Source organism: Trinickia terrae, from assembly GCF_005144415.1.
Lineage (GTDB): Bacteria > Pseudomonadota > Gammaproteobacteria > Burkholderiales > Burkholderiaceae > Trinickia_A > Trinickia_A terrae.
This window is the reverse complement of record NZ_SWJE01000010.1, coordinates 98,961-119,782: the sequence shown is the minus strand read 5'-3', so window position 1 is coordinate 119,782 and position 20,822 is coordinate 98,961. Positions and strand designations below refer to the sequence as shown.

17 protein-coding genes are annotated in these 20,822 nt (G+C 64.2%); 8 read left to right on the top strand and 9 right to left on the bottom strand.

Going from position 1 to position 20,822, the window contains the following annotated elements:
• Positions 1-142: 142 nt before the first annotated feature.
• The 3 genes from FAZ69_RS19020 to FAZ69_RS19010 form a co-directional block, all read right to left on the bottom strand.
• On the bottom strand, positions 143-1,897 hold the full coding sequence (locus FAZ69_RS19020; protein WP_136896638.1) for an FAD-binding protein: 1,755 nt from the start codon (positions 1,895-1,897) through the stop codon (positions 143-145).
• A gap of 69 nt (positions 1,898-1,966) precedes the next feature.
• Positions 1,967-2,812 (bottom strand): 4Fe-4S dicluster domain-containing protein, encoded by an 846-nt coding sequence (locus FAZ69_RS19015; RefSeq protein WP_240702330.1) that lies wholly within the window; start codon positions 2,810-2,812, stop codon positions 1,967-1,969.
• Positions 2,809-5,766, bottom strand: a complete 2,958-nt coding sequence (locus FAZ69_RS19010) for a molybdopterin-dependent oxidoreductase (protein ID WP_136896636.1) — start codon at positions 5,764-5,766, stop codon at positions 2,809-2,811. Before FAZ69_RS19010 ends, FAZ69_RS19015 begins: the two co-directional genes overlap by 4 nt.
• A gap of 381 nt (positions 5,767-6,147) precedes the next feature.
• Here FAZ69_RS19010 and FAZ69_RS19005 point away from each other — a divergent pair, with 381 nt between their 5' ends.
• Positions 6,148-6,690: a MarR family winged helix-turn-helix transcriptional regulator gene (locus tag FAZ69_RS19005; protein WP_136896635.1), complete on the top strand. Its 543-nt coding sequence runs from the start codon at positions 6,148-6,150 to the stop codon at positions 6,688-6,690.
• A gap of 106 nt (positions 6,691-6,796) precedes the next feature.
• Here the strand turns inward: FAZ69_RS19005 and FAZ69_RS19000 are convergent, their stop codons facing one another.
• From FAZ69_RS19000 to FAZ69_RS18980, 5 genes are all read right to left on the bottom strand, one after another.
• Positions 6,797-7,861: a porin gene (locus FAZ69_RS19000; RefSeq protein ID WP_136896634.1), complete on the bottom strand. Its 1,065-nt coding sequence runs from the start codon at positions 7,859-7,861 to the stop codon at positions 6,797-6,799.
• Between the two features lie 111 nt (positions 7,862-7,972).
• Entirely contained in the window at positions 7,973-9,085 is a 1,113-nt protein-coding gene (locus FAZ69_RS18995) for an ABC transporter permease (protein ID WP_240702329.1), read from the bottom strand.
• Positions 9,001-11,478, bottom strand: coding sequence for an ATP-binding cassette domain-containing protein (locus tag FAZ69_RS18990; RefSeq protein ID WP_136896633.1), 2,478 nt, complete (start codon positions 11,476-11,478; stop codon positions 9,001-9,003). Before FAZ69_RS18990 ends, FAZ69_RS18995 begins: the two co-directional genes overlap by 85 nt.
• 16 nt (positions 11,479-11,494) lie before the next feature.
• A complete protein-coding gene (locus FAZ69_RS18985; RefSeq protein WP_136896632.1) occupies positions 11,495-12,589 on the bottom strand; it encodes a substrate-binding domain-containing protein in 1,095 nt (364 codons plus the stop codon).
• Positions 12,590-12,891: 302 nt separating this feature from the next.
• Positions 12,892-13,431, bottom strand: coding sequence for a MarR family winged helix-turn-helix transcriptional regulator (locus tag FAZ69_RS18980; protein ID WP_136896631.1), 540 nt, complete (start codon positions 13,429-13,431; stop codon positions 12,892-12,894).
• 165 nt (positions 13,432-13,596) lie between these two features.
• On the opposite strand from FAZ69_RS18980, the gene FAZ69_RS18975 reads away from it, so the two are divergent.
• The 4 genes from FAZ69_RS18975 (at position 13,597) to FAZ69_RS18960 (ending at position 17,425) form a co-directional block, all read left to right on the top strand.
• A complete protein-coding gene (locus FAZ69_RS18975; RefSeq protein WP_136896630.1) occupies positions 13,597-14,544 on the top strand; it encodes a 3-keto-5-aminohexanoate cleavage protein in 948 nt (315 codons plus the stop codon).
• Positions 14,545-14,663: 119 nt separating this feature from the next.
• On the top strand, positions 14,664-15,722 hold the full coding sequence (locus tag FAZ69_RS18970; RefSeq protein WP_136896629.1) for a homogentisate 1,2-dioxygenase: 1,059 nt from the start codon (positions 14,664-14,666) through the stop codon (positions 15,720-15,722).
• Between the two features lies 1 nt (position 15,723).
• Entirely contained in the window at positions 15,724-16,233 is a 510-nt protein-coding gene (locus FAZ69_RS18965; RefSeq protein ID WP_136896628.1) for a nuclear transport factor 2 family protein, read from the top strand.
• Between the two features lie 82 nt (positions 16,234-16,315).
• Entirely contained in the window at positions 16,316-17,425 is a 1,110-nt protein-coding gene (locus FAZ69_RS18960) for a Gfo/Idh/MocA family protein (RefSeq protein WP_136896627.1), read from the top strand.
• Positions 17,426-17,458: 33 nt separating this feature from the next.
• Here the strand turns inward: FAZ69_RS18960 and FAZ69_RS18955 are convergent, their stop codons facing one another.
• Positions 17,459-18,376 (bottom strand): LysR substrate-binding domain-containing protein, encoded by a 918-nt coding sequence (locus FAZ69_RS18955; protein WP_136896626.1) that lies wholly within the window; start codon positions 18,374-18,376, stop codon positions 17,459-17,461.
• A gap of 119 nt (positions 18,377-18,495) precedes the next feature.
• On the opposite strand from FAZ69_RS18955, the gene FAZ69_RS18950 reads away from it, so the two are divergent.
• The 3 genes from FAZ69_RS18950 (at position 18,496) to FAZ69_RS18940 (ending at position 20,761) form a co-directional block, all read left to right on the top strand.
• The gene (locus FAZ69_RS18950) at positions 18,496-19,194 is read left to right on the top strand and encodes a pirin family protein (protein ID WP_136896625.1); all 699 of its coding nucleotides are present in this window, start codon (positions 18,496-18,498) and stop codon (positions 19,192-19,194) included.
• A 48-nt stretch (positions 19,195-19,242) separates the two neighbouring features.
• Entirely contained in the window at positions 19,243-19,665 is a 423-nt protein-coding gene (locus tag FAZ69_RS18945; RefSeq protein WP_136896624.1) for a DoxX family protein, read from the top strand.
• 121 nt (positions 19,666-19,786) lie between these two features.
• Positions 19,787-20,761 carry an alpha/beta hydrolase gene (locus FAZ69_RS18940; protein ID WP_136896623.1) on the top strand — a complete coding sequence of 325 codons (975 nt, stop codon included), beginning with the start codon at positions 19,787-19,789 and terminating at the stop codon, positions 20,759-20,761.
• Positions 20,762-20,822: the final 61 nt, after the last annotated feature.

Here is a 20,822-nt window from a genome sequence, read left to right as displayed (position 1 = left end):
GTCGACGCGGGTATCCGATCCAGGTGAACACCCGGGACGAACTTCAAGGTAGTCGCGGCGAGCTCGATGAAAAAGTGTCGCCAGCCGAATGGACTTGCCGCATTAGACGAACAATGGTTGCCGGATAGCGCCGTTTTCCCGCTCAAGCAAGCCGCACTTTCTGCGTAGAAGAAGGCGAGGGCGCCGGTTGTCGGCCGAGGACCTGCGCTCGCCCTTTTTCCGCAAGGGCCATCGCGGCCAGATATCCGAACGTCAGTGCGGGGCCGAGCGTGATTCCCGCGCCGATATAGTGTCCGCCCACGGGCGAGTTCATGTCGTTGCCGCACGCGTACAGCCGTGGAATCGGGCGGTCTTCCTGGTCCAGGACTTCGCCGAGCGCGCTCGTCACGAGCCCCCGGCTGGTTCCGAAGTCGCCGGGCATCAGCTTGACGGCGTAGAACGGTCCGCGCTCGATGGGTCCGATGCAGGCATTCGGCGAATGCGCAGGGTCGCCCTTGTAGACGTTGTATGCGGAGGATCCCTTGCCGAAATCCTCGTCGACGCCACTCACCGCAAACTGGTTGTTGCGCTCGACGCTGCGTTCCAGCCCGCTCGTGTCGACGCCGATCTTTTGGGCGAGCTCGGCCAGCGTCCGGCCGCTGAAGAGATAGCCCGCCTTCTCATAGCGAGCGAGCGGCCAGCTGCCGGGCAGGATGACGCCGATTCCATACTTCTTCACAGCCGCTGCGTCCGCGATCAGAAAGGCCGGAATCGCGCCCGCCTCGAACATGCCGAGGGTGAACGCATGGTACGAAGCCGCCTCGTTGGTGAACCGCTTCCCGTCCTTGCCGACCGCGATGAAGCCGGGCTTGGGGCGATCGAGCATGAAGTGCCCCCACTGCGTCGTGCGGCCTGCTTCGTCCGTGTAGACCGACATCGGCACGTAGTACCCCGTGTCGCTTCCGTTGTGGTCGAGCCGTCCGCCCGCCGACAAGCCGAGGCGGATGCCTTCGCCCACGTTGCTCGTCAACCCGAGCGTGAGGTCGACCGTCGGCTGGCGGGAGTGCTCGCGGCGCATGTCCGGGTTGCCGGGGTAGCCGCCGGTCGCGATCACCACGCCGCGGCGGGCGCGCACGCGGACGGTGTGGCCGTCTCGAACCACTTCCGCGCCCACGACTTCGCCGCGCTCGATGACCAGCTTGGTCGCGGATGCACGCAGCCAGACTTCGACGTTCCGGTCGAGCAAGGTCTTGTACAGGCGCGCGATGAGCGCGTTCCCGCCGACGAGCCGGGTGCCGCGGTGATGGCTCAGCCGATCGATGCCGTAGCGGGCAAAGCGTTTCAGCACGTGAAAGAACGACCGCATGGACCGCGTGACGGACAGAAAGTGGAGCAGGTCGGGAAGGTCGAGCATCATGCCGCCGAACGGCGCAAACGCCGGAAGCGGGGCGCGCAGGTCTTTGAAATGCGGGCCGAGCTTGCGGCCGTCGAATTCGAGCGGAGCATGGGCGCGGCCGAACATGCCGCCGGGCAGCTCGGGGCTGTAGTCCGGATAGTCGACTGCCATTACCTCGAGTTCCGAATGCCGCAGCAGATAGTCGAGCGCGGCGCGGCCCTGGACGATGTAAGCCTCCTGCAACGAGCGCTCGACACTTGAGCCGACCGTCGCGGCAAAATACTGCCGCGCCGTCTCGAACGAATCCTTGAAGCCGGCGGCTTGCATGGGCGTGCTGTCGACGAACCACATCATGCCCACGGACCACGCGCTGGTGCCGCCGACCTGATCGGTCTTCTCGAGGACGAGCGGCTCGAGTCCTTCGTTCTTCGACACGATCGCGGCCGTCATGCCGGCCGCGCCCGCGCCCATGATGACGACATCGACTTCGCGGTCCCAGTTTTCCGTCGCAGCGGTACTCATGGCATGTGTCCTGTTGTCGGGTTGGCGCTTAAGAGCGATGCGCCGGTTTCGCTGTCGAGCTAGTCAAGGTCAAACCAGCAACGTGCCGAGATTGACGCTTCCGGTGCGCTCTCTCGATGCGATGACTTTCTCGGCCCCATCCTTTCGCACCCGCAACTCGATTCTCGAGGACGGCGCGGTGAGGCCGGAGAATCGGAAGTCGCCGAAATGGTCGGTCTTGGTCGTGCGTTCGCCTTCGGCAGCGGAGTCGTACAGGACGACTTCAACCCCCTCCAGGTTGCACAGCCGGCCATCGCCCAGGTCTTCGCAGACGTTGCCTGCCACCAGGTGGCTCAGCGCGTCGTCCAGATTTCTGTAGAACACGCGCGGCCTGGTGCCGAACTCAGGGTGGATGACCGATAGGTGCTCCTTTTCGACCATGTCCCGCAGCGCTTCCGGCTCCGCTTTCAGCGCGCGTATCGCTTTGGTCGGGCAGGCCTGCGCGCAGCGCGGTTCTTTCCAGCCGGCGTCGAGCAGGTGGGCATCGAAGTTCCAGTTCTGCGGCACCTGCTCCTGTTCGTTCCATTCGATCATTCCGTATGGGCACGACTTGACCAGATCGCGCCGGCCGCGCGACTTGACCGGGTCGATCATGACGACCCCGTCCGGGCGCTTGTAGATGGCCCCGTCCGGCGCTGCCTTGACGCAAGGCGCGTTGTCGCAGTGATTGCACGCTTGCGGGATATAGGTGACGTCGACGAGCGAACCTTCGCCGCGAATGTGGCGTTCGACCCGGATCGTCTCGAGGCCCTCCGGAGGATGAGGCGCCGAATAGCCCGGGAATGCGTTGCCGGTGTACTCGTCCTTGGTCGCGATGACGCAGTTTCTGCAATTGATGCAGAGCGAGACGTCGATGATCAATGCCCAGCCGCTCATGCTGCTTTCTCCATTGGCGCGTCCCATTTCTCCACCTCCACCCAGCAACTGTTCGGCATGATTCCGTCTGCGGTCGGGCTCATCTTTCGCCCGGGAGTGAGGAGGTTGAGGCAGCCTCCTCGATCGACCACGCCAACCGAAGTCTGGATCAGGTCGAGTTCCGCACACGACTCGTTGCCGCGCGCGACGCCTGCCTTGACGAGCTGAGAGACGTCCACGGCGCAGATCACCGACGCCTGCGCGTTGTAGACCCGCACGAGATCGCCGCGCCGCACGCCTCGCGCCTCAGCATCCTTGGAACTCATGCGCAGAACCCAGTACCGATATCCGCCGACGTTCATCCGGTGCTCGTCGATCGTGTTGACGTGGCTGTTCTTTCCGTCGGCCTGGGTATGGAAGCTGTAGACCGGATGATTGGTCACGAGCTGCAGCGGAAACGGCTGCTTCACGGCGCTGTCGCCGTTGATGTACCGATTGACCGCCGGCCGCGCGGGATCGATTGTCTCGATGCGGCGCAGACTCGACGGCACGAACTCGAACTTGCCGGACTGCGTGGGAAGCCCCTCTCCGAACGCGGTCGAGTACACGCCCGGTAGTGGGTTCGCCTCGGGCAGATCCTTGGGGCGGCCTTCGGCGAACCAGCGCATGTCGACTGGCGGCTTGTCGTCGTCGGCGGGCGGCGGCACGACGTGATAGCCCTTTTTCAGAAACTTCTTCCAGGTGGTCTGCTTCGGCAGATCCGTGGAGTTGAACATCCGTTCGCACCAGGTCAGTTCCGAGCCGCCGCCTTCCGAGTACATGCCGCCGTATCCGAGCCGCAAAAGGATCTCCAGGAAGATCTGATAGTCCGATTTCGATTCGCCGAGCGGCTCGATGCATTTGTGCTGCATGATCATCATCCGATGGTTGATCTGGCTCTGCGCGTGCTGGATGTAGCCGCCGCAGTTGGCCCATTCGGAGATGTCGTCGCGTTCGAGCGCCGTGCAGGCCGGCAGGATGATGTCGGCGAACTGCGCTTCGTTCTCCATCCAGATCGACTGGTTGACGACGAATTCGAGCGATGCATGGCGATACGCATCGACGAGCCGGTTCGATCCCGGGACCGTGCCGAACGACGAGGAGCCGTAGCGGTACAGCATGTGGACCTTGGAATAGCCCGGCCGGGGGTACGCGTAGTGGGCGAATTGTCCTTCTATCGAGAAGCCCTCCCACAGATAGCCTTCCGCGGCGCCCTGCGTGATGGCCTCGGCAAACCGCTGGCGGGGAATGGACTGCTTCACGGGATTGATCGTGATGATGTGAGGCATGCGGCAGTAGTTGTGCGCTGCGCTCGCCGTGTAGTTCAGGTCGCCGGAGATGCCGCCCTCGGCGTAGCCGGGGAAGTAGAAGTTCAGGTCCTGCGGCGCGCCGATCTGCAGGTTGCCGAAATTGACGCCTGGCTTCCCCCAGCCCTGCATCGCCATCATCATCACGACATTGCGCGCCCACTGCGCGCCGGTTTCCGTGCGGCACGCGCCGCCGAAGCCCGCGCCCAGGCCGCCCGCCGCGAGGTAGGTCTTCTTCGAGGCCCACAGCCGGGCAAGGCTGCGGACGTCCTTCGCCGGAATGCCCGTTTCGGCTTCCTGCCACTCGGGCGTCTTGGGCACGCCGTCCTCTTCCCCAAGCACGTAGGCGCGCCATTCGTCGAAGCCCGTCGTCCGCGACGCCACGTACGCCTTGTCGTACGTTTCGTTCACCATCCATTCGTGCATGATGGCGATCGCAAAGGCGGAGTCGGTGCCGGGGCGGATGGGAAGCCACTTTCCGCCGAGAAACTGGGCGGATTGCGTCAGGTACGGGTCGATGTGGACGAACTCGATGCCGAGCTGCTTCGCCCACAAGCGGCGCTCCGTGCCTTCGAAGCCGGCATAGACGCCGTTGGTCGACTCGGGGTCGCTCGACCAGAACACGATCACCTCGGCGTGCTCGAGGCAATCCACGGTCGTGCCGTAAAAGCTCGGCGTGCCGAGGCGAAGACTGTTGCCGTAGTGGTGCATGGCGCCCCAGTACCAGCCTTCCCAACTGATCGGGCTCATTTCGATGCGCGTGTAGCCGATCAGGTTGCCGAAGCGCTGCATGGCGCTCAGGTAGTAGTTGATGTTCCCCCACTGATGGTGCGCACCCGTGGCCATCGCGATCGCGCCGGGGCCATGCTCCTGCTTCATGCGGCGAATCTCGCCCGCGACGATGTCGAGCGCCTCGTCCCAGCTGATCCGTTCATAGCCGGAGATCCCGCGGTTCTGGATATTGCGCTCGCCCTGCGGGTCGAAATCGACGCGCTTCATCGGGTAGAGGATGCGTTTTTCCGAATACACCAGCGACTTGAGCGAGAGTGCATGCGGACTGACCGTCCCGCGGCGGGCCGGCGAAAATCGGCGGCCGCGCGCGGTGATGGTCCAGCTCGGCCCGTCTTCGTCGACCAGGTCGATGGGCGTGGTCCGGATGATTTTGCCGTCCTTGACGAACACGAAGACGGGGCCGCCGTTGGTGAGAGTGACGTAGCGGGTCGTCCCGTCCTTCATCGGGGTGCCCTTGCGCCACGAGGCGGTCTTCATCGTATTGACGAGCTGGCCGAACCAGACGAGCGCCTGGTCGCTGCCGCCCTGTGTGATCTTGAAGTTCTTGAGCGCATCGATCAGGAATGCGTGATCGGTGGTCGGCGCGAGCATGCGGCGCGCGGTTGCCGCGTCCATGAACACGAGTTCCGCGTCCGGCGCGGCGCACGGCCCCCAGCTCCCGGACACGGTGCCGTCCTTGAAATGAAGCTGCCGCGCGAGGCTGTTGTCCCGCAGCCGCAGTTGGATGACCCATCGCCCCGAGCCGAGGTGCTGGCGCACGCTCGGAAACTTGCGCGCCGCGATACGCAGGACGGCCGGCATGAGCCACAGTATCAATACGAGAAGTTGTCTCTGCATGAGCGTTTTAATCCCTGAGCTTCCGGCCCGGCGGGTCCTGGCTGCGCCACGAGCTATTGGCGATCCTGTTCATGTTTTAGACCCTGCCTGCGTCTCCGTGTTACCGAAACGAGCCGCGCTGCATGCCTGGCTGTTCCCGCTTGCGCCTCGATGGGCCGATTTTGCGGGGCAGCACGACGAAGCGGCCGCTCGTGTTGTATGATCTTTCTCGCGACGGATCATCTGCATAACGATGATACCGAATAAGATCGATCTATATCGAATGATGTGTCGTGGTGCTGAAAAAGTCAAGGACTCCTCTGGCGAGGTGGTTTCTTGAGCGTCGATTCTTCGTGGCCCGGATCCCTGTCCGGGGCCGCTCATACAATGAGGAATGAGTGAATGCCTAAGTCGAACTCCACTGCAGCCAAGGCAACGAAGGAGGCTCGCGAGCTGCCTGGCGAGTCAGCCGAGAAGCCGATGTCCGAGCTATTCGATGACCGCGGCAGGACCGTTCCGTGGATGGCGCGAACGGTGTACAGGCTCTATGACGCCCAGGCGCAGAAAATTCTCGACAGGGAAGACCTCGCCATCGCGTACTGGTATTACCTTCGCGTTCTGGCCGAGCGCGGCGAGTTGAATCAGCTCGAATTGAGCAAGCGCGTGGGGATTGCTTCGACCACCGCGGTTCCGGCGCTCGACAACCTGGAAAAGCGCGGGCTGGTGCAACGCGTTCGAGATCCAAACGACAGACGAAAGTACTTTGTCCAGCTCAAGGACGAGGGCAAGCGTCTGGTCGACGACATGTTGCCCGAGATCACGAACATGATTTCGACCTCGCTCGACGGGATCACCCAGAGGGACATGCGTGTTTTCTGGAAGGTCATGCACCAGATCGAAAAGAACCTGGGCCAGATGTCCCAGGACGATACGGTCGTGGACTGACTGCGTCGAGCCGTACGAGACGGACACGACGCGCAGGATCGGCGGCAAGACGCATCGAAGCGCCGCAAGCGCGGCGCTTCGATGGCGTGTTCCAGCACGAGCGCGTTCAGAAGTAGTGCATGACGCCGAAATAGCCGCCTTGCTGATTGTGGCCGGGCAGCGGCGGAGAATCGCCTGTTTCGACCGGGAAGGCCGCATTGGGGCCGTTGAACATTGCCCCGATCGTCAGGTACACGAAAGTCCGCTTCGACAGGTTGTAGGTGGTGCCGAGGACGCCCAGGTTTCCGGTGCCGCCGCCATGATTGACGCTGCCGTGGAACCACGCGGCCTGGAAGGCGAGGGCAGGGGTGGCCTGATAGGAAGCGCCGACCCACTCCTGCTGGCTGCGTGTCGCCCCGTTGGGGTTGAAGGATGTGGCGACCGTCTCGGCTCCCGAGGCCAGCAGCTGATAGCCGCCATAGAGCTTGACCCCGCCCAGTTGGTAGGTTCCTCCGATCATGTATTCGCGCGACGCGGCGTAGAGGTCCGAGAACTTTCCGTTGGCGTCGCGGATTTCCTCATAGACGCCGTATGCGCTGAAGCTTGCAAGCGTATAGGCGAAGCTCGCGCTGAACTGGCGTCCCGCCTGGAAGTTTCCAGCCTGGTTGCCGAAGCCGTCCTGCACGCGGAACGAGAAGCCGGCCCACTTTGGCGAGTTATACGTGATCACGTTGGAGCGAGGGCCCCACGCGCGTCCGTATGCAAAGTTGCCGACGCCCGTCGCCTGCTCTCCGAAGGGGTCGATGTACCAGCCGGTCTCGTCGGTCAGGCTCATGGCGCGGCCGAACCAGATGCTTCCGTAGCTGTCGTGCGACAGGCCCACATAGGCGTCGCGCGTCCATATCGTATTGGGCGGAGTCTGGCCTGTTCCGGACGTAAACAGGCTTTCGAGTTTGAAGACAGCGTGCAGACCGGCGCCGAGATCTTCGTTGCCTTGCAGGCCGAACCAGCTGTATCCATACTGGTTGCTGCCGAATCGAAGATTGTGTGCCGAGTTGCCGTTCGACGTCGCGACGTTGCTGACGTAATCAATGCCGGCCGCGATGCGTCCATACAGTGTCACGCTGCTCTGGGCGTACGCGTTGCACGTGCCTAAAGCCATCGCTGCCGTGGCTAAGATCAGCTTTTTCATTTGGGATCCTTACGGAATAGAAGTCTCCAGGAACTGCTTTCATGCCTCTGACGGGCTATGTCAATCGAACTGCCAGGTCAAGCCGAACTGCTTTTGCAAACAACGTTTTCCCTACTGCTTGAATCTGCGAAAGGTCCGCAGGGCGGCCGGCAGATGGCGAATCAGCGTCGCAAGCAGAATGGCGCATGCCTGCACGAGCAGCTGGACCGAGTCGCCCGCGCCAAGCGCCAGGACGAGCTGGCCGAGTTGCGCCATGAACAACGCCGCGACGGCGCTGGCGATGACGCTGCCCTTGCCGCCGGTGAACGGCGTCCCGCCGACGACGACCGCCGCGATGGCGGGAAGCAGGTAGTCATTGCCGGACGTCTGCGACGCGCTGCCGATGAATCCGGCCAGCAGCATGCCGGCCGCCGAAAAGCACACAGCGGACGCGACATAAGCGCCGATCCTGTACCACAGCACGCGCACTCCAGCGGCTTCGGCCGCACGCGGATTCACGCCGACGGCGACGAACTTGCGCCCCACCGCGGTCTTTCGCGTGATGATCCATGCCGTCACGACGAAGGCAAAAGCAATCAGGACGTTGGCGGGCAAGCCGATCAATTGCGCATGGGAAATGGTCTGCATGACGGCCGGGACATTGGCGGGGACGCTCCCCGTCAACGAGCGGACACTGCCGATGAGAAGTGCGTTGACAGCCAGCGTTGCGACCAGCGGCGTAATGGCGAGCCGCGACACGAGCGTCCCGTTGACGATGCCGACCACGGCGCAGACGCCCAGCGTGAAAACGACCGCGACGGTCAGCGAGCCGAATGCAAATCCGGTTCTGGCCATCAGTACGCCCGCCAGCGAGACCATGCCGATTGCCGACATATCCAGTCCTCGCTGCTGGATGACGAGGGTCTGGCCCGTCGCCACGATGGCGAGGATGCCCGCGAACGGAAGCATGGCCAGAATGGAGCCCCGGGTCATGGTTCCCGGCGCGACGGCCAGGCTGACGAGGAAGAGAAGCGCCAGCCCGATCCAGATCCACCCGAATTCGCCGAGCGCGGGAAGTCTGGCGCGCTTCGGCTTCGAGGATGATGACGATGACGAGGAGGTTTCCGGTACCACGGCCGCTTGATTGCTCATGACTTTTCTCATTTCGCCACCGCCATTTCCCTGCTCTTCGAATAGAGGGCGACGGACACAAGGATCATTCCGCCCAGCAAATACGACTGCCACGAATCTCCGATGTCCAGAAACGAGGTGACGACGTTCACCTGAATGATCAGCAGCGCGCCGAGCAGCGAGCCGATGAAGGAGCCGCGTCCGCCGAACAGGCTCGCTCCGCCGATGACGACGGCGGCGATGCTCGCGAGCGTGTAGTTGATGCCGGCATTCGGGTCGCCCGAGCCGACCTGCGCCATCATCGGCACGGCGGCAACGGCCGCGAGGAGCGAACAGCCGAGATACGCCGCCAGCAAGGTCAGCTGGGTGCGAATGCCAGCCATGCGGGCGGCCTCGAGCCGCGAGCCGACGCCGCGGAACACGACGCCCATCCGTGTCTTGAACAGAGCGAACTCGAGCGCGACGGCCAGAACGGCGGCCACGATCGCAATCACCGGCACGAATCCGATCTGCGCGCCGATCGTGTCGATGAGCGCGTCCGCGATGATGCCGCCGGGAACCGGACGCAGGATCAGGGAAACCGCCTGCAAAGCCATGTAGGTGGCCAGCGTCGCGACCATGGGGTGGAGCCGGAAGGGGCAGACCAGCACCCAGTTCACCAGCCCGACCGCCACCGCAACCAGGCAAGCGATCGCCCATCCCGTCAGTTGATGGCTCAAGGCGGACCCGCCGTTCAGAAAGAACGACTGGATGACGACCATCAATCCCATCAGGGGACCCACGGACAGATCGATGCCGCCGACGAGCATCAGCGCCTGCTGCCCATAGGAGACGATGGCCAGCGTCGCCACGAGCGCCAGCATTCCGCTCACATTGCGTGCGGACAGATAGGCTTCGTTCACGTGCGCCGCGTACAGGCCGAGCGCGCAAACCGCCAGTGCGAGCATCACGAGGGGCGCCCAGTCTCCGGATGCCCACTTCCAGAAAGCCGGGATGCCTGCCATGCCCCTCGTCCGCTCGGTGGTCGCCGTGAGCACCGCGGAGGTGATGTTGTTCTCGCTGACGTCGCGCTCACGCAGTTCCTTGACGATGTGCCCGCGCGAGAAAATCAGCACGCGGTCGCACAAGCCGGCCACTTCGAGCGCATCGGACGAGACGACGATGACAGCGGTGCCGGCTGCGGCGGCCTGGCGGAGCACTTTGTAGATTTCCATCCGGGCGCCGATATCCACGCCCTGCGTCGGCTCGTCGACGAGCAGGACTTCGGGGCGGCTGGCGAGGACGCTCGCAAGCACGAGCTTTTGCTGATTGCCTCCCGAAAGAGAACGGATCGGCGTCTCGACCGAAGGTGTCTTGACCGCGAAACCCGTCACCGCCTCCCGGGCTCGCCGCGCCTCGCCGCTTTGGCTGATCCAGCCTTTGACGGAGTCGAGCGCAAGACTGCGGATCGAGAAGTTTTCGCGCACGGAGAGCTCGCCGAAGATGCCTTCCCTGTGGCGGTCGCCTGGAAGCAGGCGGATGCCTGAGGCCGCGGCCGCGCGGGAATCATGAAGGTTCGCTGGTCTGCCGTTCACGCTGACCGCGCCGCGGCTTCGAATCAGGCCGGCAAGGGCCGACATGAATTCCCGCTGCCCGTTGCCGTCTATCCCGGCCAAGCCCACGATCTCGCCCTTCCTGACCCGGACCGACACGTCGTTGAAGCCTGCGCCGCCGAGCGAGACGACCTCGAGAACCGTGCCGGCGGAGCAGTTTCCGGCCTTGGCGGGGAACTCCCGGTCGAGCGCTCCGCCGACGATGAGCTCCACGATTTGCTGCTCGCTCAGTCCTTCGGCGCCGTAGGTGCCCTGTCCTTGTCCGTCGCGAAGCACTGTGATGCGGTTGGCGATCTTCTGCACTTCGCGAATGCGGTGCGAGATATAGACGACGGCGCAACCCGATGCGGTGACACCGCGGATGCGTTCGAAAAGACGCTCGACGTCTTCCGCGAGCAGGTGTTCGGTGGGCTCGTCGAGAACCAGGACCTTCGGCTTGGCCGAGAGCGCTTTCACGATCTCGACGATGAAGCGCTGTTCCGGAGTCAGGCTGGAGACGCGCTCGTTCGCGTCGATCGCGGCGTTCCCGCTCCATTGGCGCAGCCGCTCTTGCGCCCATTCGCTCGTGCTCATCAAGGACGGGCGCTGCTCGGCCGGCACGCCGAGATAAAGATTTTCGGCGACGGTCAGCTCCGGCATGAGCGCGGGCTCCTGCCGGACGATCGCCAGCCCCAGGCGGCGCGCTTCTTCGGTATCGCCCTTGGTTTCCGAGCCATCGATGACGACGCGTCCGCTTTCGGGGACGAGCGCGCCCGACGCCACGGCCATGAGGGTGGATTTCCCGGCGCCGTTCTCGCCGACCAGACCGTGGACTTCGCCTGCGAGCACCGAGAACGTCACGTTATCGAGCGCCCGCACGCCGGGAAAGGTCTTCGTGACCCCGTCGATCTGCAGCAGGAAATGCGGTTCGTTCATGACTCTTCCCGAGCTATCAATGTTCAAACACGGCCTTCAGCTTCTGAGGCGGGAGTGCGGACGAGAGGTCGGCATCGGGCGGCGCCGCGGGGTCGCACTGCGGGTCGAGCCCCTTGGCGCTGTCCGCATAGGGGTAGGGAAGGACGGCAGGAGACTCCTTGTCGGCGGTGCCCTGGTAGGCGGCTACGCCTTGCCGTACCGCGAAGCGCACGTAAGTCGTCGTGCCGTCGAGCGTGTAGTAGGGAAACGGCGTCCCCGACTTCTTCGCCGCCAGGTAATGACAGTTCAGCTGGTTGTCGCTGGCAATGGTGGCGATGGCCGGCACCGGAAGGTGCGCCTGCTCGAATGCCTTCACCGCGGCGAGCGCGGTTTCGCCGTAGTCCGTGACGATCGCGTCGATCTTCGAGTAGTGGGCGATCAGGCCCACGGTAGCCTTTTGCGCGTCGACGGGGTTCCAGTTCGTCACGACGAACTGCTCGTTCAACAGCTTCAAGTCAGGGTACTTCTTGAGACCGCCTCTTAAGCCGTCCATGAAGTTTTGCGACCCGGCAGCGCCGGCCGATCCGCCCATGAACACGACGTTGCCCTTCTTGAGCGCGGTGCCGAGCCAGTCGGCCCACAGCACGCCGACCTGCTTGGTATCGCCGACGACGTTGACGACATAGTCGCGCCCGGGCACGCCGGCAATTTGCGCGGAGTAGGGAATGACCGATACGCCGGCTTTCATGGCGGCGCGCATGGCGGGGAGCTGCACGGCGCCGAAGTCCGGAACCATGATGAGCACGTTGACGCCTTGCGCGACCATGCTGTTGATGTCGGAGTTCGCCTTCTGCGGGTCGCCGTTGGCGTTGCTGTAGAGGACGCGCGTGAGGTTCTTGCAGCGGCTGAGCTCGTCCTTGACCTCCGCGAGGCCCGTTTTGCGCCATGTGTTGCCGCCGTATCCGTCGGCTACGCCGACGATCATCGGCTTCGTGCCGCAAAGCGGCGCGATGTCGCCTTGATGGTTCGTGATGGAATCTTCCGCTGCGTGTGCGGCGGTGCAAATCAGGCCTGCCGAAAACAGCAGGCCTACGCTTCTGAGAGCGCTCGGAACGGGTTTCCTGAAGAACATGACGATCCTCGACGTGGGTGATGGAGGCGAATTCGAAACGGCCCGGAACGTGGCGCTAACCGGCGCGCTTCATGATCCTTTTCACGATGATTCGCTATAAGATCGATTTATATCGAATGATGTGATTCGGAGTGAGTGAAGTCAAGCATTCCTAGGGAATCTCCCTAGCGAGGGCGAGCGCGAACGCGGCGAGTGAGGCCGAACACGTTTCGCGCGTGAGGGTGGGGGGCGCGGGTGCTTCGCGCATGCCCCGGGCTGAGAATCGGGGCATGACGGGGTGGCGGGGTTAGGGCAAAGGCTGCTCAGTCGACGATATCGCCATTCGCCATCGCCGTGAGGTTTTGCTCGATCCGATGCAAGACCTTCCAGAAGATGCGCAGCTCTTCCTTGTCGACCCCGTCGAACGATGCGTCGATCATCTTGACGACCTCCGGCAGCAATTGATCGACCAGGCGCCTGCCGTCGCCGGTCAGGCTCACGTAGTACTTTCGCCGATCCTTAGGATCGCGGGTTCGCTTCAGCAGGCCGCGCCTTTCCATGCTGTCCAGGGCGGGCACGGCGGTGGTCGAGGCGATCCCGATGCGCTTGCTGAGCTCCAGCTGATTCAGCTCGCCGCTCTTTGCCAGCACGCGAAGGTAGTACCAATGCGCGATCGAAATCCGCTCTTTGCCAAGCACCTTCTGCGCCTCCAGGTCGTAGAGGCGATGCAGCGTTCGGGTCATCCACGGAACGGTCCTGCTCCGGTCATCGAAGACCGGCTGCGTCTCCATCCCCCCTGAGCATCGGGCCGGCTCAAGGGGATCCCGGACCACGTCGATTGCAGTCGAGCCGGACTTGGTCATTTGCTCGTTCCTCGGTAAATGCTAGGGAATTCCCTAGTGCCCTTGACTTTGTTGATTCCAAGGCTAATCATTCGATATAAATCGATCTCTTGTGGAATAATCGTAGCACAGACGATGTGATCAGGGGCGATGGGAACGTTAACCACTACCGACGTCGAGGTTCAGATGATTGAAAAACTGCCACTCTGGGAAGCCGCCAAACGCGAAATGGAGGAGTACCAGTTCATTGCGGGGGCCGAGTTGCAGCCCAAGTGGAACGTGCCGGAGAAGATCGCAATCAACGCCGCGGTCTCCGGGCGCTTCGAAGACACGACGTCGTTCCAGGCGTACGTGGATGAAGCGACCAGGGTGATCGAAGCCGGCGCCTGCGGCGTTCACATCGACTTCTCGTTCATGACCGACGCACAGGGGCGCCGCATGGATCGCGACATCGTGCCGGTCGAAGCCTACAAGCAGGTTATCGAGCCGCTGCGCGCCCGCTTCGGCAGCGACTTCGTGCCGAATGTGAACGTGCTGCACGGCACGACGTTCGACATGTGCATGGACCCGGCGCGCGCGGGGATGTGCGAGGTGGCGCCGTGCGCGCCGGGCCATCCGGAGGCCTTTGCGGTGCCGGCCGTCGCAACGCTCGAAGAGGTCGGCGTCAAGCCCGAGCTGGCGGTCCACAGCTCCGGCGAAATCGAGCTTGCCAAGCGCAAGCTGATCGATACCGGGATTCTCAAGAAGCCGTACAACTGGATCATCCTCTACGGGCTGCCGTTCAACGTCGGGCGTACCCTGGTTTCCGGCACCTGGGTCAGTGACGCCCAGGACATGGCTCAACATATGTTCCTGATGGTGGATCAGATCCGCAAGATCGACCCGACCTCCGTGATCAGCGTGTGCGCGGCGGGCCGCGCGAGCCTCTACATGACGACACTCGCCACGATGATGGGCCTGCACATTCGCGTCGGGACCGAGGACACGCCGTGGAAGTACCCGAACAGCGACGAGCGCCTCCAGAGCAACCTCGAGATGTTCAACATGGCGAAAGACATCGCGGCGCTGCTCGGACGCAAGCCGGCAACGGCGAACGAGTACCGGGCCCTGGTGGGCAAGCCGACCCGTTCGTGATGCGCAATCCGGCGGCGCCGCTCCAGGCGCCGTTGCCTAGACTGGATGTGCGGCCGCCGAAGAAAAGCGATGGCGAGAGCCGGATGGCGGCAGCGTTCGAGAGCGAAGGAGGGTGACAAATGAGTGATAAGCCGCAGGACGCGGGGCCTCCCGTGCAGCTGTGGACTCGGGACGGGTTCCAGGGGGCGATGTCGGTCGTGACCCGGCCGACCTACGCGCCGGACTATCTTTCCGTGCAAGGCCCGCATGCACCGAGACGAGCGGTCCTCGAGCGATTGACGCCCGACGACCAGGACGACGCCGAAGCGCTCCCGACAACGGTGGCGACATCCAGGCTCGGCGTCAGGCTGCTCGTATCCGGCCGGCGCAAGCCGATGCCGTACGTGGTCCGTAACGTCGAAGCGGACGAAATCCATTTCATCCAGTCAGGCACGGTCAGGTTCGAAACAGACGTCGGCTGCCTCACCGCCGAGGAAGGCGACTTCGTTTGCATCCCGCGGGCCGTGGCGTATCGATACGCGCCGGCGAACGGCGCCATGCGCAGCGTCATCGTCGAGAGTCCTTCGGCCTTGAAGCTCTCGCCCCCCGCGCCGACGGGAATGCTCAACGTCGCGCGCGACCTGAAGCATGCCGAGATCGATCCCGGCATCGCGGCCGGCGGCCCGACGAAGCTGGTGCTGAAGACCTTCGACGACGAGAACACGGTCTTCAGGATGCCGCACGATCCGCTTGCGCTCGGCGTGCGGCTGTCGGGGGCCGCTCCAGTGTGGAAGCTGAGCCTCGCCAGCATTCAGGTTCACGCCTATCTGCCCGAGGGCGGCCCGCCCAGCCAGTTCCTGTCCTCGAGCACGGGCGACGTCCTGATGTTCAACCTGAGCGCGCGTCCCGGGGGACGGCCGCCGGTGCACATCAATGCCGATTTCGACGAGGTGGTCTGCTACGTGCGGGGCCCCGGCGTCTGGGGCGGGTGCTCGGAACCGGGGACGCTGACCTGCGTGCCGAAGGGCGTCATTCACCACGGGCCTTCGGAGAACGTCGTAGAGGGCTATCAGGCGTGGCTGCTCGAAACGCGCGCGACGCTTCGTTGGACACCCAAGGCAATCGCCGCCTCGGAGCTGATGGAAACGGGCCAATACGGACCGCATCCGAGCGCGGGCAAATCAAACCAGGAGACATGACTTGGAACCGAAACTTCAACAGCTTCTGGACGAAGCGGACATTCGCCGCGTCCATATCCGCTACTGCCGGGGCGTCGACCGGATGGACTGGGATCTGATCCGCTCGTGCTACCACCCGGACGCGATCGACCGGCACGGCGCTTATGAGGGCGGCGTGGAGGGTTTTATCGATTGGGCCGCGGGGTTGTTGCCGAGCTTCGAGTGCACGCAGCACTTCACCGGCAATCAGTACGTCAAGGTCGATGGCGACGTGGCCTATGCGGAGCATTACGCGCAGGCCATCCACCGGACGAAGCCGGCGGGCGATACGCCGGCCATGGACTGGATCGCGTTCGTCCGCTACGTCGACCGGATGGAGCGCCGCAATGGCGAATGGCGCATTGCCGACCGGATGGTGGTGCTCGATTCGCAGCGCTCCGATCCGGTGCCTGCCGATTCGGCGCCGCTCGCGAATTTCCACGTCGGACGGCGCGACAAGGACGATATGTCCTACAAGTACGGGCTCGTGTGAAGCGGGCGCCTTCGCCGATGCGGCGCCCGCGGGGCGTCGCTCGTGCGAGCGACTCAAGTGACTTAACGGTTTCGAGGAAGCAATGAAAAGACGCATTCGAGTGGGTATCGTCGGCCTGAGCACAGAGCGCGGCTGGGGCACGACAGCTCACATTCCCGCCTTGCGCGCCCTTGACGATGTGTTCGAGATCGCCGGCGTCGCCAACACGAGTCTCGCCAGCGCCCAGGCCGCCGCAGCCGCCTTCGACATTCCCCGCGCGTTCGAGAACGTGGCGGCGCTCGTCGCCTCCCCGGATATCGACGTCGTGGCCGTGGCGGTCAAGGTTGCGCACCATCGTGAAGTCGTCGCGGCGGCGTTGGAGGCGGGCAAGCGTGTCTACTGCGAATGGCCGTTGGGAAATGGCCTGGCGGAGGCGGTCGAGCTTGCCCGGCTTGCCCGCGAGCGCAAGGCGCCGGCGGTCGTGGGAACCCAGGCTATCGCTTCGCCCGAGGTCGAGTTCGTGCGCAAGCTCGTTGCCGACGGATTCGTGGGCGACGTGCTGTCGTCGACCTATCTCGGCAACGGCTTCACCTGGGGCGACGAAGTCACGCGCGGCGACGCCTACGCCATGGACTCGCGCAACGGCGCGACCATGCTGTCGATCATCGGCGGACACGCCATCGCAGCCGTGCAAAGCGTGCTTGGCCTTATCGACGAGGTGGGCGCGGTGCTGTCGCAGCGCCGGCAGACCGTGCGCATCGCCGGGACGGACGACACCATCCCGATGCAAACGCACGATCACGTGATGGTCAACGCCGTCCTGCAGTCCGGGGCGCCGTTGTCGCTGCAGCTGCGCGGCGGCTATCCGCGCGGCACGCGGCTCTTGTGGGAGATCAACGGCACGGAGGGCGACCTGCGCATCACGGCGAGGAACGACCACGTGCCCGTGATCAACATCTCGCCGTTGCGCGTCGAGGGCGGCCGGAAGGGGGAGGAGGGCTATCGCGAGCTCGAGATCCCGCAGTCGTACTACTTCGGTCTCGAGGACGCGGTCGCGGCACGGAACGTCGCCGGCATCTATCGGTGGATGGCGGACGATGTGCTTCATGGAACCGCCGCGGCCCCCGATTTCGACTATGCGGTGGCCATTCATCGGGTTGTCGACGCCATCGAGCAGTCGGATCGGACCGGCAAGCGAGTGCGCATCGGCTGACCGGCGTGCGCGGCCGCCTTGCCGGTGGCCGCGCTAGCGCTGCCGGTTCAGGTCTTCGAATCCCGTCACGAGCGCATCGAGCAAGTGGCGCACGGCCGGCACCATGCCGCGGCGCGTGGGGAAGATCGCATGCACGAGGCCCGGCGTGGAAGCCAGGCCCGGCAGCAGGTGCAGCAGCCGGCCGGCCCGGATATCGGCCTCGACGAGCTCTCTGGGCAGCATCGCCACGCCGGCGCCGGAGATCGCCGCGACCCGCAGGCTCGCCAGGTCGTCGGTCGCGAGGCGGGGCTGATGCGCCCATGGCGTCGCGCGCCCTTCGGCGTCGACCAGGTTCCATGCAAACCGCTCACTGCTGCTCGCCATGGAGAGGGTCGGCCATTCCTTCATGGATTCGATCGAGGCCGGTGCCGGATGGCGCGCCGCCAATGCGGGGCTGGCAACCAGAATATGGATCGACAAGCCCAACTGGCGGACGGCGAGGTCGGTGTTTTCCAACGGCGGACGCCTGACGCGGATGGCGAAGTCCAGGCCTTCCTCGACCACGTCCACGCGGCGGTTGGTTGCGTCCAGCAGGACCTGGACGTCGGGGTTGTCCTCCACGTAGCGCGCGATGATCGCGGAGACGCCGGACTCCAGCAAGGCCACGGGGCAGCTGATGCGGATGGTGCCCTGCGGTTTGGAGCGCGTGCGGTCCACGATGTCTTTGGCGGCCTTGGCTTCCGCCACCAGCGCCAGGCAATGCTGGTGGAACTGCCGCCCGGTTTCGGTCAACGACAGGCTCCGGCTGGTGCGATTGAGCAAGCGGACGCCCAGTTCTTCTTCCAGGGCGCGAATGCGCCGGCTGAGTTTCGACGTCTGGATGCCGAGGCCGCGCGCGGCCGCCGTGTAGCTTCCCTGCTCGACCACCTCTGCGAAGAGCCGGAGATCGTTGAGGTCGGTGATTCCGTTCATGGACAGGCTCCGTCTCCACTTATTGTTCTATTTAAAGCAACGATACGTTCCGATTCTGGATATATGCATTGGTTCGTTGCGAATATAGCATTCTTCTCAAGCAGGAAACGGAGACGGACATGCTCACACACAGGCGTTGGGAATCATTGGACAGGGCGGATCACGGCTGGCTGCGCGCGAAATACCATTTCGCGGTCAGCGCCGGCGGCAATCCCGCGCACGCCGCCCTGGGCCCCCTGATCGTCTGGAACGACGACGAGATCGCCGTCGGCGGCGGGTTCCCCATGCACGGGCACCGCGACATGGAGATCGTCACCTATGTGCGCCAGGGGCTGGTCAGGCATCGGGACACTTTGGGATCCGAAGGAACGATCCACGCGGGCGACGTTCAGGTCATGAGCGCCGGCACAGGCATACGCCACACTGAGTTCAACGGCGGCGAGGTGCCGCTCAAGCTGTATCAGATCTGGTTGCTGCCTCGTGAAGCCGGTGGCGAACCCGCATGGGGCACCAAGCCGTTTCCTCGAAGCGACCGGTCGGGACGATTCGTCATCCTGGCCAGCGGATTCGACGGCGACGAAGGTGCGCTTCCCATTCGGGCCGATGCGCGCGTGCTCGGCGCCATGGCGAAGGCAGGCGAAAGCCTTCGATACGAGCTGAGTCCGGCGCGCCGTGCCTATCTCGTCGTGGCTTCCGGACGCATCGAAGTGAATGGCGAGCCCGTTGGTCCGCTGGACGGCGTGGCGCTCACGAATGTGCGGGCGGCCGAGATAACCGCCCTTGAAGATTCCGAGCTGGTGATGGTGGACGCCGGCTGATTCCCTTTATCGCACTCCACCAATGCATTTTCATTTCAGGAGATCGTAATGGACCGTTTCAAATTTCTTCCGCTGTTGGGCCGCATCTTGATCGGTGCGCCGTTTGTCATGAGCGGGCTGGGCAAGCTCGGCGCGTACGCGGCGACGGTTGGCTATATCGCGTCGGTGGGCCTGCCCGTGCCGCCGCTCGCGTTCGCGGTCGCCGTGCTGACCGAGCTGGGCGGCGGTCTGCTGCTGCTGTCCGGCTACCGGGCTCGCACCGTGTCGCTGGCGATGGCGGTGTTCTGTATCGCCACCGCCGTGTTCTTTCACCACAACTTCGCGGATCAGAATCAGATGATCCATTTCCTGAAGAACGTGATGATGGCGGGCGGCCTGCTGCAGATCGCCTACTTCGGCGCCGGCGCGTTCAGCCTGGACGCCCGCTCCGGTCGAGCGGCCTCGCCTGTGGCGGCCCTGAGCGCAAGCTGAGAAAGAAGGCGGGTCCGTCGAGAGACGGCCGCCTGCCAGACCTGCCGGCTAGTTGAGCGCGTTGCCGTGTTCGCGCAATTTCTTGCCGCGGCACTGCTGCGGATAGGGAAAGGAAACCGAAATGTCGAAGACTGAAGCTGCATTGAGCGATTTCGTCGTCACTCATTCTCTTGACCCGGACGATGGGGCGATCGTCGCTGCCATGCGAACCATGGCGAGTTCCCGGAAAGGCGCATTGAGGGGCATCGAGGCGCGCGAGCCGTTCGACGCCATGATGGAAAGCGTGTTGCCGCGCGGCGACGTGACCTTCGAACCCGACACGGTTGGCGGTATCCCCGGGCTTTGGGTCGATCCGGCGCATCGCCGTTCCGACGCGGCGATTCTCCATCTGCACGCCGGATGGTTCGTCCTGGGAACGGCCAAGGCATTCCGTCACCTTGTCGGGCATATCGCCGCGAGGGCGGGCGTGAGCGCATTCATCCCGGACTATCGGCTGGCTCCCGAGCATCCTTTCCCTGCGGCCGCCGACGATGTGCTGGCGTGCTACCGGGGGCTCGTGGAAAGAGGGATGCGCCGCATCGCCGTCACGGGGGACTCTGCCGGAGGCAATCTCGCGTTGGGGCTCGCCTCGCGCGTCGCGGGCGGCGCCGTTTCCGCCAAGGCGGCGCTGGTCGGCGTGGCGGCGCTGTCGCCGGTTGCCGATTTGACGCTCTCGGGCAAGACGTACGAGACGCGCGCGGATGCCGATCCGTATTTCACCCGAGCGCAGGTGGTGGAACTGGTGAGTGCCTATTTGCGGAGCGCCGACCCGCAACATCCGCTGGCTTCGCCGCTCAACGGACTGCTTTCCGGGTTGCCGCCTGTTCGCATTCACGTTGGGGACGACGAAGTATTGCTCGACGATTCGCGCCGATATGTCGAGCGTGCCGTCGCCGCCGGGGTCGATGCCCGGCTCGACGTATGGATGGGGATGCCGCATGGATTCGCCGGCGGTATCGGAAGGCTGAAGGCGTCGTCGCAAGCGCTGGACGCCATCGGCATGTTTCTCGCCGAGACGCTGAATTCCGCCGCTTCAGGCGATGCCAGGCAGACGTGACGTTCTCTGCCCGGACGCTTTTTCTGTCGCGATGACAGCGGTTTCAGCAGCATTTTCCGGC